The sequence below is a fragment of the Dactylosporangium sp. NPDC049742 genome (assembly GCF_040674675.1).
GTDB classification, from domain to species: Bacteria; Actinomycetota; Actinomycetes; order Mycobacteriales; family Micromonosporaceae; genus Dactylosporangium; species Dactylosporangium maewongense.
The window spans coordinates 38,029-53,719 of record NZ_JBFANF010000031.1 but is presented as its reverse complement, the minus strand read 5'-3'; the positions used below and the strand labels follow the sequence as shown (position 1 = coordinate 53,719).

At 72.5% G+C, this 15,691-nt stretch carries 14 protein-coding genes and 2 pseudogenes; 6 read left to right on the top strand and 10 right to left on the bottom strand.

Annotation, left to right across the window (positions count from 1 at the left end):
* Positions 1–2: 2 nt before the first annotated feature.
* The 6 genes from AB0J72_RS32215 to AB0J72_RS32190 form a co-directional block, all read right to left on the bottom strand.
* Positions 3–1,163 carry a thiolase family protein gene (locus AB0J72_RS32215; RefSeq protein ID WP_363405127.1) on the bottom strand — a complete coding sequence of 387 codons (1,161 nt, stop codon included), beginning with the start codon at positions 1,161–1,163 and terminating at the stop codon, positions 3–5.
* Positions 1,164–1,192: 29 nt separating this feature from the next.
* Positions 1,193–1,576, bottom strand: coding sequence for a nuclear transport factor 2 family protein (locus AB0J72_RS32210; protein ID WP_363405125.1), 384 nt, complete (start codon positions 1,574–1,576; stop codon positions 1,193–1,195).
* Entirely contained in the window at positions 1,573–2,835 is a 1,263-nt protein-coding gene (locus tag AB0J72_RS32205) for an MFS transporter (RefSeq protein ID WP_363405123.1), read from the bottom strand. Before AB0J72_RS32205 ends, AB0J72_RS32210 begins: the two co-directional genes overlap by 4 nt.
* On the bottom strand, positions 2,835–4,079 hold the full coding sequence (locus AB0J72_RS32200; RefSeq protein ID WP_363405121.1) for a pyridoxal phosphate-dependent aminotransferase family protein: 1,245 nt from the start codon (positions 4,077–4,079) through the stop codon (positions 2,835–2,837). Before AB0J72_RS32200 ends, AB0J72_RS32205 begins: the two co-directional genes overlap by 1 nt.
* Positions 4,080–4,232: 153 nt before the next feature.
* Positions 4,233–7,226, bottom strand: coding sequence for an EAL domain-containing protein (locus AB0J72_RS32195; RefSeq protein ID WP_363405119.1), 2,994 nt, complete (start codon positions 7,224–7,226; stop codon positions 4,233–4,235).
* A 214-nt stretch (positions 7,227–7,440) separates the two neighbouring features.
* Positions 7,441–7,812 carry a hypothetical protein gene (locus AB0J72_RS32190; protein ID WP_363405275.1) on the bottom strand — a complete coding sequence of 124 codons (372 nt, stop codon included), beginning with the start codon at positions 7,810–7,812 and terminating at the stop codon, positions 7,441–7,443.
* On the opposite strand from AB0J72_RS32190, the pseudogene AB0J72_RS32185 reads away from it, so the two are divergent.
* Together AB0J72_RS32185 and AB0J72_RS32180 are read left to right on the top strand one after the other, a co-directional pair.
* A pseudogene (locus tag AB0J72_RS32185) lies at positions 7,697–8,131 on the top strand (LamG-like jellyroll fold domain-containing protein); the annotation flags it as partial. The gene AB0J72_RS32190 and the pseudogene AB0J72_RS32185 sit on opposite strands and share 116 nt — an antisense overlap.
* Before the next feature lie 53 nt (positions 8,132–8,184).
* Positions 8,185–8,781 carry a LamG domain-containing protein gene (locus AB0J72_RS32180; protein WP_363405117.1) on the top strand — a complete coding sequence of 199 codons (597 nt, stop codon included), beginning with the start codon at positions 8,185–8,187 and terminating at the stop codon, positions 8,779–8,781.
* Here the strand turns inward: AB0J72_RS32180 and AB0J72_RS32175 are convergent.
* Complete coding sequence (locus AB0J72_RS32175) at positions 8,705–9,613, bottom strand: hypothetical protein (protein ID WP_363405269.1); 909 nt, start codon at positions 9,611–9,613, stop codon at positions 8,705–8,707. The genes AB0J72_RS32180 and AB0J72_RS32175 overlap by 77 nt on opposite strands.
* Positions 9,614–9,695: 82 nt before the next feature.
* Complete coding sequence (gene hisN / locus AB0J72_RS32170) at positions 9,696–10,514, bottom strand: histidinol-phosphatase (protein ID WP_344503695.1); 819 nt, start codon at positions 10,512–10,514, stop codon at positions 9,696–9,698.
* A 52-nt stretch (positions 10,515–10,566) separates the two neighbouring features.
* Between hisN and AB0J72_RS32165 the strand changes: the two genes are divergently transcribed.
* The gene (locus tag AB0J72_RS32165; RefSeq protein WP_363405115.1) at positions 10,567–11,109 is read left to right on the top strand and encodes a DUF2087 domain-containing protein; all 543 of its coding nucleotides are present in this window, start codon (positions 10,567–10,569) and stop codon (positions 11,107–11,109) included.
* On the opposite strand, the gene rsgA is transcribed toward AB0J72_RS32165, so the two are convergent.
* Together rsgA and aroA are read right to left on the bottom strand one after the other, a co-directional pair.
* Entirely contained in the window at positions 11,106–12,212 is a 1,107-nt protein-coding gene (rsgA, locus tag AB0J72_RS32160) for a ribosome small subunit-dependent GTPase A (RefSeq protein WP_363405113.1), read from the bottom strand. The two genes, AB0J72_RS32165 and rsgA, sit on opposite strands and share 4 nt — an antisense overlap.
* A complete protein-coding gene (gene aroA / locus AB0J72_RS32155; RefSeq protein WP_363405111.1) occupies positions 12,164–13,474 on the bottom strand; it encodes a 3-phosphoshikimate 1-carboxyvinyltransferase in 1,311 nt (436 codons plus the stop codon). The genes rsgA and aroA overlap by 49 nt, the downstream gene beginning before the upstream one ends.
* A 76-nt stretch (positions 13,475–13,550) precedes the next feature.
* Between aroA and AB0J72_RS32150 the strand changes: the two genes are divergently transcribed.
* The 3 genes and pseudogenes from AB0J72_RS32150 to AB0J72_RS32140 all read left to right on the top strand — a co-directional run bounded on the left by AB0J72_RS32150 (position 13,551) and on the right by AB0J72_RS32140 (position 15,642).
* A complete protein-coding gene (locus AB0J72_RS32150; RefSeq protein ID WP_363405267.1) occupies positions 13,551–14,270 on the top strand; it encodes an SOS response-associated peptidase in 720 nt (239 codons plus the stop codon).
* 167 nt (positions 14,271–14,437) lie between these two features.
* Positions 14,438–14,761, top strand: a pseudogene (locus AB0J72_RS32145) (WhiB family transcriptional regulator); the annotation flags it as partial.
* Positions 14,762–14,973: 212 nt separating this feature from the next.
* Positions 14,974–15,642 carry an alpha/beta family hydrolase gene (locus tag AB0J72_RS32140; protein WP_363405109.1) on the top strand — a complete coding sequence of 223 codons (669 nt, stop codon included), beginning with the start codon at positions 14,974–14,976 and terminating at the stop codon, positions 15,640–15,642.
* Positions 15,643–15,691 lie beyond the last annotated feature (49 nt).

Here is a 15,691-nt window from a genome sequence, read left to right as displayed (position 1 = left end):
GTTCAGCTCTCCACGAGGACGGCGGAACCCTGCCCGACGCCGACGCACATGGTGGCGAGGCCGCGGGTGGCGCCGGTACGGCGCATGCGGTGCAGCAGGGTGGTCAGGATGCGGGCGCCGGAGCAGCCCAGCGGGTGGCCGAGGGCGATCGCGCCGCCGGACGGGTTGACCAGGTCGGGATCGAGCCCCAGCTGGTCGGTGACGGCGAGCGCCTGCGCGGCGAAGGCCTCGTTGAGCTCGGCGGACTGCACGTCGCCGAGCTTCCAGCCGCTGCGGGCGAGGACCCGGGCGGTGGCGGGGACGGGGCCGATGCCCATCACGTCGGGGTGCACGCCGGCCGAGGCACCGGCGACGTAGCGGCCGAGCGGCTCCAGGCCGAGCTCGCCCAGCGCCTCCTCGCTGACCAGGAGCAGGCCGGCGGCGCCGTCGTTGAGCGGGGAGGAGTTGCCGGCGGTGACCGTGCCGCCCGCCTTGAAGACCGGCTTCAGCGTGCCGAGCTTCTCCAGGCTCGTGTCGGCGCGGATGCCTTCATCGGAGACGACGCCGTCCACCGGGACGATCTCGTCGGCGAAGTCGCCCGCGTCCCTGGCAAGAGCGGCGAGCTGGTGGCTGCGCAGCGCGAACGCGTCCTGCCGGTCGCGGGACACGCCGTAGCGGGCGGCGACCTCCTCGGCGGTCTCGCCCATGCTCAGGACGCCGTGCAGGTCCTTCATGAGCGGGTTGGTGAGGCGCCACCCGAGGCGGGTGTCGGCGAGGGCCATCGCGTGCGGCAGCGCGTCGTCGGGCCGGGGGAGCACGAACGGTGCCCTGCTCATCGACTCGGACCCGCCGGCGACGACCACGTCGGCCTCCCCGGCGGCGATGGTGCGGGCGGCGACGGTCACCGCCTCCAGGCCGGACGCGCACAGCCGGTTGACGGTCGCGCCGGGCACCGACTCGGGCAGCCCGGCGAGCAGCGCGGCCATGCGGGCGACGTTGCGGTTGTCCTCGCCGGCCTGGTTGGCGGCGCCCCAGTAGACCTCGTCGACGCGGGCGGGGTCGATGCCCTCGACCAGCGTCCGGATCACGGTGGCGGCGAGGTCGTCGGGGCGGACATGGCTGAGGCCGCCGCGCAGCTTCCCGATGGGGGTCCGCCGCGCGGCGGCGAAGTAGACGGCACGCATGCCCATTAAACTAACACTGTTAGTCTGTGTCAGGTAGGCTCCGCACCCTGTACAGCGCGCCACAGCCAGACCCCCGACGCGCGCCGGGACAGCAGGCCCGTCACCCGGTAGGGGAACGGGGTGACCGACCCGTCCGGGTGGTGCTCGCTGCCGTCGGCCTCGGCGAGGACGAACGCGCCGCTGGGCACCGAGTGCACCGTCGCCGCGGTGGCCTGCCAGCTGTATGACTCCGGCCGGGCGAAGAGCGTCTCGAGGAGCTTCTCGACCGAGATGCGACCGGTCGCGGACTCGCCGGCCTCGCTGCCCACGTACGTGATGTCGTCGTCGGGGACGAAGCACGCCAGTACACCCGCGACATCCTGCGACAGGAAGGCCATCCCCAGCCTGTCCACCATCTCGAGGGGATCACTCACGAGGCCGTCACCACCAGTTGCCGGGGCGAGCGCATGCCCGGCAGGAAGAGGAACGCGAACGTGACGATCGCGCCGAGGACGCCCGCGCCCACGAGGGTGTTCTGCACGCCGATTGCCGAGGCCACGGGGGCGGCCATCGCGTACGACAGCGGCACGAGGGCGATCGAGATGAACCAGTCGACGCTGGACACCCGGCCGAGCAGCTCCTCCGGCACGAGCTTCTGCTTCGCCGTCGCCCAGGCGATGGTGCCGGCCGCTTCCAGGCCGTTGACCAGGGCGCACGCGATGGCGAGGTGCCAGGAGGCGGTCGCCATGCCGTAGCCCGCGACGGCGAGGGTGGCGAGCGTCCAGGTGACGTAGATGAAGGGCATGTAGCTGCGCGGTACACCGCGCTGGCCGACGATCAGGGCCGCCGCGATCGCCCCGAGGCCGCCGCTGGCGAGCACCAGGCCGAGGTCGCCGGCGGTGCCGTGCAGCTCGTTCTTCACCACGAACGGCAGCAGGACCTCGGTCGGGCCGATGAAGAGCAGGTAGGCGAAGGTCGCGGCGAGGAAGGTGCCCCACAGCCACACGTTGCCGCGGACGTAGTTCATACCCTCCTTGAACTCCTCCCAGACCGAGCCCGCGGCTTCGTCACCCTGTTCGTTGCGCACCGGCCGCATCAGCCACAGGCAGGTCGCGGAGATCGCGAACGTGACCGCGTCCAACGCGAACGCCAACCCGCTACCCCCGATCGCGATCAGGATGCCGCCGATCGAGGGGCCGGCCATCTGCAGCGCCGCCGGCCGGACGAACTGGTCGAGGGCGTTCGCCTGGACCAGGTCGTCCTCCGGCACCAGCTGCGGCACGATCGAGTCGAAGGCCGGGCCGAAGAAGCCCGAGGCGGCCCCATAGACCGCCACGAGCCCCACGATGTGCCACACCTGGACCGCGCCGGTCAGGCTGAGCACGGTCAGGACGGTGAGCACCGCGCCCCGCACCAGGTCGGTGCACAGCATGATCTTCCGCCGGTCGAACCGGTCGCTGATCACCCCGCCGAACAGCAGCGTGGCGACCTGGGGCAGCGAGAGGGCGAACCCGACGACGGACATCGCCGCGGGCGCGCCGGACAGCGCGTACACCTGCCAGGCCAGGGCGACGAGCAGGATGCCGTCGCCGATCAGCGAGGTGCTCATCCCCGTCCACAGCAGGCGGAACTCCCGCTGCCGGAGGGGGACGAGCAGCCCAGGGAGCTGGCGTGGAGCGCGGTGCTTCGCCATCAGGCCGCGTTTCGCAGCTGCTGCAGACCCGCCAGCTCGGAGAGCACGACGTTGAGCTGGTCCAGCTCCTCGTCGGTGTTCGCCGCGGTCACCTGCACGCGGAAGCCGACCTGGTCGCGGGGGACCAGGGGGTAGGCGGCCAGGGTGACGTAGATGCCCCGGTCCCACAGGAACTGCCCGATCTGCTGGATGTCCTGGCCCTCGGCCAGGGGCAGCTCGATGATGGGCGTGGTGCCGGTGTTGGGCGTGTACAGGCCGAGGGCGCGCACGTGGTCGAGCACCTTCATCGTCTTGCGGTACAGGTCGGCGCGGATCTCGTCGCCCCGCTTCTCGTTGACGTCGAGGCCGGCCATGACGGTGGCGAGCGACGCCGTCGGCGACGGGCCCGAGTACAGGTACGGCGGGGCGGCGACCTTGAGGTGGTTCTTCAGCCACGTCGGCAGCGCCAGGAACGCCATCAGCGACGAGTACGACTTGGAGAAGCCGCCGACCAGCACGATGTTGTCGTAGGTCTCGCCGGCGTACTTGACGATCGCGTTGCCGCGGGAGCCGTAGGGCGAGGTCTCGTCCGGGGTGCGCTCGCCGATGACGCCGAAGCCGTGCGCCTCGTCGACGTAGAGCAGCGCGTCGTTCTCGCGGCAGACCTGCGCGAAGCGGGCCAGGTCGGGGGCGAGGCCGGTCATCGAGTTGACGCCGTCCATCGCGACCAGGCGGGTGACGCCGGCCGGCGCCGCCTTCAGCAGCTCCTCGAGGTGCTCCGGGTCGTTGGCGCGGAAGCGGGTGACGGTCGCGCCGAGGCCCTTGGCGTACATGCAGCCGTCGTAGATCGTCTTGTGCGACTGCGAGTCCAGGAAGATCATGCCCTGGCCGGCGAGGATCGGGATCACCGACATGTGGATGTGGGTGATCGTCGGCAGCAGCAGCGTGTCGGGGGCGCCGAGCAGCTCGGTGAGGCGCTCCTCGATCTCGACGTACGGCTTCGGGTTGCCCAGCAGCCGCGACCAGCTGGGGTGGGTGCCCCAGGTGCGGATGTACGGGTCGACCGCGTCCATGATCTCCGGCTCCAGGTCGAAGCCGAGGTAGTTGCAGGAGGCGAAGTCCGACAGCCAGTGCTGGCCGACCCGGATGCGGCGGCCGTTGATCTCCTCGATCGTGGCGTCGTACATCGGGCTGCTCGTGCGCAGGCGCTCGAGGTCGGCCCACCGCCCGTCACGGCGGATGTAGCTGGCCTTGGTGCTGTGCATCGGGCTGACGGTCATTCGTCCTGCCTTTCGGTTGAAGGGGTGTCGCAATCCATTGCAACGGGCAATTGGTGCGTCATCCGGTCCGGTGCGGTTGCTGTCCGGTTGGGTGACCTGTTGCACTGCGGCGGGTCGCCGCGCTGGTGAAACGGTGTTTCAGGCCATCGCGGCGAAAGGTGCCGCTTTGGGGATCATGGCGAAGGCGTCCCGCTCGGAGAGCGGCTTCGCGAAGAGGTAGCCCTGGCCGTACGGGCACCCCATGTCGCGCAGGGCGAGCGCCTGCGCGGACTCCTCGACGCCTTCGGCCACGACCGCGAGGTCGAGCGTCTGGGCGAGGGTGACGATGGCGGTGACGACCGCCCGCTGCTGTTTGGACTCCAGCATGTCGTCGATGAACGACTTGTCGATCTTGAGCACGTCGATCGGCATGTGCTGCAGGTACGACAGCGACGAATAGCCGGTGCCGAAGTCGTCGATCGCGAGCCGGACGCCCATCGCCCGCAGCGCGTCGAAGTCGGCCTTGACCTGCTCGTCGTTGCGCAACAGCAGGCTCTCGGTGATCTCCAGCAGCAGCGTGCCGGGCTCCACGCCGGAGGCCCGCAGCAGCTGCCGGACCTCCTCGACGAAGCCGGGGGTGCGGAACTGCCGGACGGAGACGTTGACGCTGATGTACCGCAGTGCGCCCGGCGCCGAGGAGCGCTGCCACCGGCCGACGGTGTTGAGCGCCTGCTGGAGCACCATCCGCCCCATCGGCACGATCAGGCCGCTCTCCTCGGCCACCTCGATGAAGTGGCCGGGCGCGATCATGCCCCGGGTCGGGTGGTTCCACCGGACGAGCGCCTCGAAGCCCAGCGGTGAGCCGGTCTCCAGGTCCACGATCGGCTGGTACTGGAGCACGAACTGCTGCTCCTTGACCGCCTGGTCGAGCGCGGCGCGCAGCTCCAGCCGCTCGAGCACCGCCGTGTGCAGGTCCGACTGGTAGCGCCGCCACTGGCCCTTGCCGGCGCCCTTCGCCACGTACAGGGCGAGGTCGGCCTGGCGCATGAGCTCCTCGGCGGAGCTCGCGTCGACGGTGGTGGACAGCCCGACGCTGGAGATGCCGTTGACGTCCTGGCCGGCGATCTCGAACGGCTCGGCGAGCGCGAGCACGATCCGCTCCGCCGCGAACTCCAGGTCGGTCATCGAGTCGGTCTCGATCAGCGCGGCGAACTCGTCGCCGCCGAGCCGGGCGACCGTGTCGGTGTCGCGCAGCGCCCCGGTGATCCGCTCGCCGACCGCGATCAGCAGCGCGTCGCCGACGGCGTGCCCCAGCGTGTCGTTGACGATCTTGAAGTCGTCCAGGTCGATGAACAGGACGCCGACCAGGCTCTCGTCGCGCTTGGACCGGACCACGGACTGCTCCACCCGGTCCTGGAAGAGCACCCGGTTGGCCAGGCCCGTCAGCGAGTCGTGGAACGCCTGGCGGATCAGCTGCTCCTCCAGCTGCCGGCGCTCGGTCACGTCCCGCACCGTGAGCACCAGGCCGCCGACGGTCTGGTCGTCGCGCAGGTCGCGGCAGTCGACCTCGACCATGAGGCCGGCGCCGTCGACGCGCTCCGCGCGCAGGTCCATCTGGTTGTGCGCGTGGATCCCGCTACGGACCTGGGCGAGCAGCTCGGCGAGGCGGGCCCGCTCGTCGGCGGCGACGAACTCCCACAGCTCGTAGCCGGCCAGCCGCTCGTCGCCGAACACGGTGCCGGCGGACGGGCTGCAGTACTGGATCAGGTCGTGCTCGTCGACGATGAGGATCACGTCGGACGTGTTGTGGATCAGGGTCCGGAAGTAGGCCTCGCTGCTGCGCCGGTTGACCTCGGCGGTCAGCGTCATGCGCTCCAGGGCCATGGCCGCCTGCGAGGCGAGCACCTCGAACGTGCTCTGCAGCGACTGCAGCGCCTCCGTCGGCGCGCCCACGTACAGCATGCCCTCGATGCCCATCGGGTGGCGCAGCGTCGAGCTGTAGCCGCGCAGCAGCTCCCGGACGTCCGGGTCCAGACCCGATACGCGGACCAGCCCCGGCTCGTCGACCCGCTCGGCGCGCACCAGCGCGACCGTGTGGGCCACTCCCTCCGGCAGCAGCCGGTCCACGGTGTGCCGCACGGCGGCGAGGGTCTCCGCGGCGTCCGCGGCCGACACCAGCGTGGTCGTCGCCTCGCGGAGCTCCCGCTCGCGGGCCATCGACTGGCGGTGGTTGCCCATGACACCGGCGAGGCGGGTGAGCACCAGCACGAACATGAGGCCGGACATGACGGCGATGACGGCCGCGTCGCGGACCGTGCCGAGGCTCGCCTCGACCAGCAGCACCCCGGGCGCGATCAGCGACGCGGCGCCGAGCAGCGCGATCCGGCGCACGCCGACCTCGCCCGGCCGGGACCGGGCCGGCTCGGTGAGCTCCACCATCGACGGGTGCAGCGCGGCCGCGGCCCACGCCGAGTAGCAGAGCACCCAGCCGAGGTCCGTGGGGCCGCCGACGTGCCAGTCGCCGTTGAGCTGGATCAGGCCGTACACGACGTCGGCGACGAGCAGTCCGGCGGTGCCGGTGCCGAGGACGACGATCGACGGGCTGCGCCGCCCGCCGCCGGTGATCAGGCGGGCGAGCACCGCGAGGGTGAGCACGTCGCCGAGGGGGTACGCGATGGAGACGAGCTTCTGCACCAGCGTCAGCTCGGTGCTGCGCACGTACGGGTCGATCAGGAAGATCCACGCCAGCAGGGCGATGCCGATGGTGAGCGTGGCCGCGTCGAGCAGGCTGTCGCGGTCGTTGCGGCCGGTCCTGGACCGGATGAAGCCGAGCAGGCCGCCCGCGACGAGGGGGTACATCGCCAGGTACAGCACGTCGTTGACCGAAGGGAACGGGTTGGTCATCCCGAACACGTCGGTGAGCAGGTTGTAGACGAAGTCGCCGGAGCCGAACGTGAAGAGCGCGGCGGCGAGCAGGTACCACGGCCAGCGGCGCCGGGGACGGTGCACGGCCACGCCGACGACGACGCCGATGGTGCTGGACAGGCCGATCGCGCCCCACCAGAGCATGTGCTGGCCGGGCCACATGTAGAACGCCACGGTGAGCAGCGCCATCCAGGCCGCGAACCAGGTGCTGAGCGTGCGTGTCAGCAAGTCCGCCTCCATTCCGCTCGCCGTCGTCAGGTAATGCCCCGCGATTGACCAGATCGGTCGCGCGGGGAAGGTCTGAACAATTACCGGGGTGCGGGTCGGGTCCTCTGAGTTGCCACCCGGGTCGCCCGAACGCCTGACGCCCGGTGCCCTCCGGCCCGCCCCGCCGCGTGCCGGGGAGGCGTGCCGGTCGTCCGGGCCTGCCGGCCGAGGGCGATCAGCGCCGCGTGCCGGTCGTCCGGGCCTGCCGGTCGAGGGCGATCAGCGCCGCGTGCCGGGGACGCGTGCCGGTCGCCCGGGCCAGCCGGCCGAGGGCGATCAGTGCCGCGAACGCGCCGAGCACCGGCAGCGTCCGCCCTTCGCGCAGCCACAGTGCCGGCAGGCCCACCTTCGGCACCCGGAGCCGGGCGAGGCCGCGTACACCGGCCGCCGGCACCGCCGCCTGGTCCTCCGACCCGTTGGCGTCGCCCTTCGTGGTGAAGGTGCCGTCGGCGTTGCGCCGCACGACCCGGTGCACCAGCAGCGTGCCGGGCCGGGCCGGGTCCTCGACCACGACGACCTGCCCCGGCCGGACCCGCTCGGGTGCCACCGGCGCCGACACCACCAGATCGCCGGGCGCGATCCTGGGACGAGAACAGCGTGGCGCGCTGGCGGGTGATCATGCCGCGGACCGACGCGCCGCGGTGAGCACCGGGACCCGGGTCCATCTGGTCGGTGTCTACGACGGGCTGTCGGGGATGCGGCTGTACGTCGACAACGTCCTCGCCGGCACCGGCACCCACACCATCCGCTGGAACGCCGCCGGCGCGCTGCAGGCCGGGCGGCTGCGCACCACGGCGGCCGGCTACGGCGGGGCGTTCAGCGGCGCGGTCGACGACGTGCGGCTCTACGCCCGGGCGCTCAACGCCTCCGACGTGGCGAACCTGTTCGCGAACACCGCCGTCGAGCCGGGCCGGGGGTGGTGCCGAACCCGATCACCGCCGGGCTGCCCGCCGGGCTGCCCGGCGCGCTGCAGGGCGCGCTGCAGGGGCAGTCGGCGAGCACCGCGACCGGCTACCGCGGCGTCACGAACCTGTCCTCGAACACGACCGTCGGCAACCCGGGCCCGTTCACGGTCGAGGCATGGATCCGCACCTGGACGGGCGGCGCGGTGATCGGCTTCGGCACCGTCGCGACCGGCTACAGCGGGACCCGGGACCGGCTGCTCTACGTCGACAGCGGCGGCCGGCTGACGTTCGGCGTCTACCCCGGCTCCTACGTGACGCTGCGCTCGCCCGCGGGCGCGGCCTACGCCGACGGCGCCTGGCACCACGTGGCGGCCAGCGTGGGGGCCGCCGGGCTGCGGCTCTACGCCGACGGGAACCTGGTCTCCGCGAACGCCGCGCAGACCGCCGCGGAGAGCTCGACCGGCTACTGGCGGGTCGGCGGGATCAGCCTCGCCGGCTGGCCGAACCGCCCGGTGAACGACTACTTCACCGGGGTCATCGACGAGCCGGCGGTGTTTGCGGCACAACTGAGCGACCAGCAGGTCGCCTGGCACTTTCACGCGAACCACTGAGCACGAGGGTCTTCGCCTCGCGGGCGATCGGGTGGTGGTGCTGCGGCTCGGCGTAGAAGCTGAGCCCGATCACGCTGCCGAGGGTGAGCACGAAGCCGGCCGCCACCAGCCACTCCTTGCCCGGCCACACGCCGTCGCCGAGGAAGAGCAGGCCGACCAGGGCGGCGGGCACCGCGCCGGCGGCGTCCATGGCGGCGACCGCGGCGGTGGTCGAGCCGCGCTGCATCGCCAGGCCGAGCAGCAGCTGGCCGACGAGCGAGTGGGCGATCAGCAGGTAGGACAGCGGGTCGGTGAAGAACTGGCCCAGGTTGTCGGCGGAGGCGAGCGGGCGGGACGCGACGGCCGCGGCCCCGAACGCCACCCCGGACAGCGCGCCGAGCGCCACCGAGCCGGGCGCGCCGTGCAGCCGGCCGGCGAAGAAGCCGACGACCGCGATCACCCCGAGCGCGGCGACGAGTCCGGCCACGCCTGCCGTGCCGAGCTGCCGGGACGGGGCGGGCTTCGCGGCCAGTACCAACGCGGCGAGACCGAACGCGAGCAGCACCAGCAGGGCGAGCTCGGTCCTGGGTAGTCGCCACTTGAGGATGAGGACGCCGAGCAGCGCGGTCACCCCGAGCCCGGCGGCCATCGCCGACTGGACCAGGAACAGCGGCAGGTCCCGGCGGGCGAAGAACGCGAGCGCGAAACCGCCGAACTGGCACGCGACGCCGACGAGGTACGACTTGTGCCGGCCCAGCCGCAGCAGCAGCATCGGGTGGAACCCGTGATGCAGGTCGGTGCGTGCGGCGGCTACGGATTGCAGCAGGTTGGCCACTCCGTAGGCAGCGATCATCGCGCCGAGGAAGAGCCAACTCCAAGATGCCACCCGGAGAGGATAGACCCGGTTCGGGGGAGCGGCATGCGGACTATTCGGTTTAGCCCGACAAACCAGACAATCTGGGGTTTCCCAAACGGGTGAGAACGTCCTCGTGAAGGTGACCGTTCGTAGCGATCGCACTCCCACCACCCGGGCCCGGCTCGCCCTGCAGGTCGGTGAACGTGCCGCCGGCCTCGGTCACGATCGGCACCAGCGCCGCGAGGTCCCACAGCGACAGCTCCGGCTCGACCATGATGTCCACGGCGCCCTCGGCCAGCAGCATGTAGCCGTAGAAGTCGCCGTACGCCCGCTGGCGCCACGTCCGGCGGGTCAGGTCGAGGATGGCGTTGAGCCGCCCGGCCTCCTCCCAGCCGCCCAGCGACGAGTAGCAGAAGCTCGCGTCGGCGAGCCGGTCGACACCGCTCACCCGGATCGGCGTCGCCGCGGCCGTGTGGCGTCCGGCATACGCTCCGTGACCGAGCGCGCCCCACCAGCGCCGCCCGAGCGCCGGCGCGGACACCAGCCCGACCACCGGCTGGGCGCCCTCCATCAACGCGATCAGGGTCGCCCAGATCGGTACCCCGCGGACATAGTTCTTCGTGCCGTCGATCGGGTCGATCACCCACTGGCGCGTCCCCGGACCGGCGGCGGCCTCGGTCGCCCCGTACTCCTCGCCGAGGACCCCGTCGCGCGGCCGGGCCCGCTGCAGCGTCGCCCGCAGCGCCTTTTCGACCGCCGTGTCCGCCTCCGTCACCGGCGTCAGGTCGGGCTTCGTCGACACGTGCAGATCCTGGGCCCGGAACCGGGGAACGGCGATCGCGTCCGCGGTGTCGGCAAGCAGGTGAGCGAGGGCCAGGTCGTCCGCGTAGCGCGCCATGCGCGGAAACTTAGCCGACGATCGCCAACTTCTGGCAGTACTGTCGCCGTTTGTGACCACCTCGCCGGCCGCCCTGTGTGGCCTCCTTGCCGAAGAGGACCGGCTCCGGGTCTATGCCGCCGTGGTGCTCGGGGCGCCGGGGCTCGCCGCGATCGGGGCGGCGACCGGCCTGCCGGCCCGCGCCGTCGCCGCCGCCGTCGGCCGGCTGCGGCAGGGCGGGTTGCTGACCGGCGGCGACGGTGCCCTGCGCGCCGACGTCGAGGTCTTCAAGGAGTCCGTCCGCGCCCACGCCGCGACCCCGGCCGCGGTGGAGCCGATGGACCCCGACCGCCAGCGCGACCAGATCCTGCGCACGTTCGTCGTCGACGGCCGGCTGACCCAGATGCCCGCCGCCCACGGCAAGCGCCTGGTGGTGCTGGAGCACATCGCGTCGTCGTTCGAGCCGGGCGTGCGCTATCCGGAGCGGGAGGTCAACGCGGTGCTGCGGGCCTGGTTCGACGACCACGCGGCGCTGCGGCGCTACCTCGTGGACAACCAGCTGCTCTCCCGCGCCGACGGCGTCTACTGGCGTACGGGCGGGCCGGTGGCCGTCTAGAGCTCGTAGGCCTCGTCCGTCGGCTCGGTGGGTTCCGCGGTGGGTTCTGCGGTGCCTTCCTTGGATGCGAGGAGGCGGCGGAAGGAGGCGAGCCGTCTCGGGTCGGCGCCGCCCTCGGCGACCAGCATGTCCAGGCCGCACTCGCCGCCGGCGCCGGTGTGGTCGCAGTTGGGCGCGCACCGGGTCGACGCCTCGACCAGGTCGGGGAACCCGTGCAGCAGGCTGTCCGCCGACACGTGCGCCAGGCCGAACGACCGTACGCCCGGCGTGTCGATGATCCAGCCGCCGCTCCTCCTGCTTTCCGGCAGGCGCAGCGCCACGGCGCTGGTGGAGGTGTGCCGGCCCTTGCCGACGGCGCTGACCACGCCGACCGCCCGGTCGGTGCCCGGCACGAGCCGGTTGACCAGCGTCGACTTGCCAACACCCGAATGGCCGATCATCACCGACACCTTGCCGCTCAGCGCCGCGACGAGGTCGTCGATGGGCTCGCCCGGCCGGCACAGCACATACGGCAGGTCCAGTTCGGAGTAGTAGTCCAGCACCGCCTCCGGGCCCGCCAGGTCACCCTTGGTGAGGCACAGCAGCGGCTCGATCTCGGCGTCGTACGCGGCGACCAGGCACCGGTCGATGAAGCCCGTCCGCGGCGGCGGGTCGTGCAGCGAGTTGACGATCACGAGCTGCTCGGCGTTGGCGACCACGACGCGCTCGAAGCGCCCCTCTGTCGAGCCCTCCTCGTCGTCGGCGGTGCGCATCAGCACCGACCTGCGGTCGTCGATGCGCACGATCCTCGCGAGGGTGTCGGGCCGCCCGGTCACGTCCCCCACGATCTGGACGTTGTCGCCGACGACCACGCCACGGCGGCCCAGCTCGCGGGCGCGCATGGCGGTCACGACCGCGTCGGTCCCGGCGATGTGGCAGGTGTACCGCCCGCGGTCGACCGCCACGACGAAGCCCTCGACCGCGTCGCTGTGCTTCGGCCGGGTGCGCGTGCGGGGTCGCGATGACCGGCTCGGGCGGACCCGGACGTCATCCTCGTCGTACTCGCGCTTGCGCGTCAGTCTTGTCCTCCAACCGAGCCCGGACCGTGCACCATCGTTGACCATAGCCGGGGGAAGTCCGGCAGTGTCTTCGCGGTGCATGCCACGTCGTCCAGCCGTACCCCGCCGACGGCGAGCCCGACGACGGCGGCGGCGTGCGCGAGGCGGTGGTCGTCCCGCGTGGCGAACGTGCCGCCGCGCAGCGGGCGGGGCCGGATCCGCAGGCCGTCGTGGTCCTGGGCGATGTCCGCGCCGAGGCTCGTCAGGCCCTCGACGAGCGCGGCGATCCGGTCGGTCTCGTGGCCGCCCAGGTGCGCCAGGCCGTGCAGGTGCGACGGTGAGTCCGCGACGGCGGCGAGCGCGGCGAGCACCGGGGCCAGCTCCGCGACGTCGGTCAGGTCGGCGGTGAGGCCGCGGACCGTGCCGGTGCCGCGCACGACCAGCCCCTGCCGGGTGACTGCGGGCGAGCCGCCCATCTGGCGCAGCAGGTCCAGCAGCCGGTGGCCGCCCTGGATGCCGGAGCGCGGCCAGCCGGCGACGGTCACGGTGCCGCCGGTGACCAGCGCCGCGGCGAGGAACGGCGCGGCGCCCAGCAGGTCCGGCTCGATGTCCCAGGCGCGGCCGTTGAGCCGGCCGGGCTCGACCACCCACAGGTCCGGCCGGCTGTCGTCGATGCCGGCCCCGGCGGCGCGCAGCATCTGCACCGTCATGCGCAGGTGGGGCGCGCGGGGCAGCGGCGGGCCGGCGTGGCGGACGGTGAGGCCGCGGTCGAACTCGGGCGCGGCCAGCAGCAGCCCCGACAGCATCTGGCTGGAGGCCGACGCGTCGATCGTCGCCGCGCCGCCGGTGACCCGGCCGATGCCGTGCACCGTCAGCGGCAGCCCGGCGCAATAGTCGACCCGCGCGCCGAGCGTGCGCAGCGCGCCGATCAGGGGCGCCATCGGCCGCGTACGGCTGCGCTCGTCGCCGTCGAAGGTGACGGCACCGTCGGCGAGCCCGGCGACCGGTGGGAGGAAGCGCAGGACCGTGCCCGCGGTGCCGACGTCGATCCGGGCGGGGCCGCGCAACGGGCGGGGGCGCAGCACCCACAGGTTCTCGTCGGAGGTGGACACGTGGCAGCCCATGGCGCGCAGGCCCGCCGCCATCAGCTCGGTGTCGCGGGCCCGCAGGGGACCACGCAGGGTGGTGGCGCCCAGGGACAGCGCGCCGAGGACCAGCGCCCGGGCCGTCATCGACTTCGAGCCGGGGAGCCGGACCGTGGCGGTGACCGGCGCCGAGGCGGTCGGCGCGATCCACGGCAGGGACACGGGGGCGGTCAGGTGAGGCACGCGTTCAGTGTGCGGCCCGTGCCGCTGGGTAGCGACTGCTGACAATGCAACATTCGTCGCGGGTACCGTAATCGGCATGTGTGGTCGGTATGCGACATCCCGCAGCAACGTTGACCTGAGTGCGCTGTTCGAGGCCACCGACGAGACGGACGGGCTCGAGCCGGACTACAACGTCGCCCCGACGGACCAGGTCCCGGTGGTGCGCGTCTCCCAGTCCGCCGACGGCCGCGTCCTGAGCAGCGCCCGCTGGGGTCTGGTGCCCCCGTGGGCCGCCGACCTCAAGGTGGGCGCCCGGATGATCAACGCCCGGTCCGAGACGGTCGCGGAGTCGAAGGCGTTCGCGCAGTCGTTCGCGAAGCGGCGCTGCCTGGTGCCCGCCGACGGCTGGTTCGAATGGAAGCGCGGGGACGGCAAGGACAAGCAGGCGTATTTCATGACGCTCGGTGACGACGAGCCGTGCGTGTTCGCCGGGATCTGGACGGTGTGGGGGAAAGGCGACGACCGGGTGCTCACCTGCAGCATCATCACCGCGCCCGCCGTGGACGATCTGGCGCTCATTCACGACCGCATGCCGCTGATCCTGCCGCCGTCGCGGTGGGACGAGTGGCTGGCGGCCCCCGTCGATGAGCGGCTGCTGGCCCCGACGCCGTCCGAGCACGTCGCGCGGCTGGAGCTTCGTCCGGTCGGCGCGCGCGTGGGTGACGTACGTAACGACGGCCGTGATTTGCTCGACCGCGTGCCGGCGCCGGCCCTGCGATCGAGTGACGTCGAGCCGATCGATCTGACCCTCTTTTAGGCTTTACGTCCATTTCCTCCCCGGCAGGTTTTGCCTATCCGCGTGAAAACTCTTGTATTTGCAGGTGTTTGTGCGATAGAACACAGCGCCGGTAGGTCAATGTCGGATGGGGGCATCCCGACGTTTTCCTGCCTTGTGTTCGTTTGACCCACGGGGGAGGTGGGTGTATGACCCGGGCGAGGATGCCACGCCCGCATGAGGTCGCTGCCGCCAAGCGTGATCCGCGTCTGTTGCGCGCGGTGCGCGAGCAACAGGGCGATGATGCCTGGCGGACCCGCGGCGCATGCCAGACAGTTGATCCGGAGACGTTCTTTCCGGCCCCGAGCGAGCCCGCCGACGCTGCCGTCGCGTTGTGCCGCACCTGCGACGTCCAGGGCGCATGCCTGGCCTGGGCGCTGGAGGTCGGCGACTGCCACGGTGTGTGGGGAGCGACCACACCGCGTGAGCGGCGTGCGATGCTCGTCGCATGGCGCAGCGACGCTCCACAACCCGCGTTGACGGGCCAGCCACAGGCAGCCGAGCACCGGATGGGCCCGATGGCGTGTCTGCCGTTGGTGCCGATCCAGCGCGTGGGCCGGACCGCGACCGACCGGCGCGATCCGGTCGGCGCCGCCAGCGGCTGACCGACGGGCCGGCCGGCGCCGTTCCAGGCTCCCCGGCCGGCCCTTCTGCTGCTGCCCGCGTGGGCTCTTCTGCTGCCCGCGTGGGCTCTTCCGGTGTACCGGTCGGCCGGCGGAGCAGGTCGCGGGCCAAGCGGTCGCTCGCCGGGCAGGAGGTCGAGACCCCGCACGGGGTCGCGCGCTTCTCGCTCGACGTCCCGGCGGGGTACACGGGGACGCTGCTCGTCCTTGGCCACGGCGCCGGCGGTGACGTCGACGCCGTCGACCTCGTGGCGGTCCGTGCCGCCGTGCTCGACGCCGGGGCGGCCGTCGCCATGGTGACGCAGCCCTACCGGGTCGCCGGCGCCCGCCGCCCACCGGCACCAGCCAGGCAGCTCGACGCCGCCTGGCTCGCCGTCGTCGCGGAGCTGCGCCGCAGGGTGGCGATCGACACCCTCGTCGTCGGCGGCCGGTCCAGCGGCGCCAGGGTCGCCTGCCGCACCGCGGCCGAGGCCGGCGCAGACCGCATCCTGGCGCTCGCCTTCCCGCTGCACCCGCCCGGCAAGCCGGACGTCACCCGCGCGGACGAGCTGCGCACGGGCGTGCCGACCCTCGTGCTCAACGGCGACCGGGACGCCTTCGGCGTGCCTTCGCCGGGCCCGGCGGTCCACGTCGAGGTGCTGCCCGGCGAGACCCACGCCCTGTCGAAGGCGCCCGACCGGCTCGCCGCCATCGCCGTGGCGTTCGTCACCACCGCCGGCCCCACTCGTTGAACAGCATGTGACCGGTGCAAATCGGACACACTCTCCACACCGCGGACCG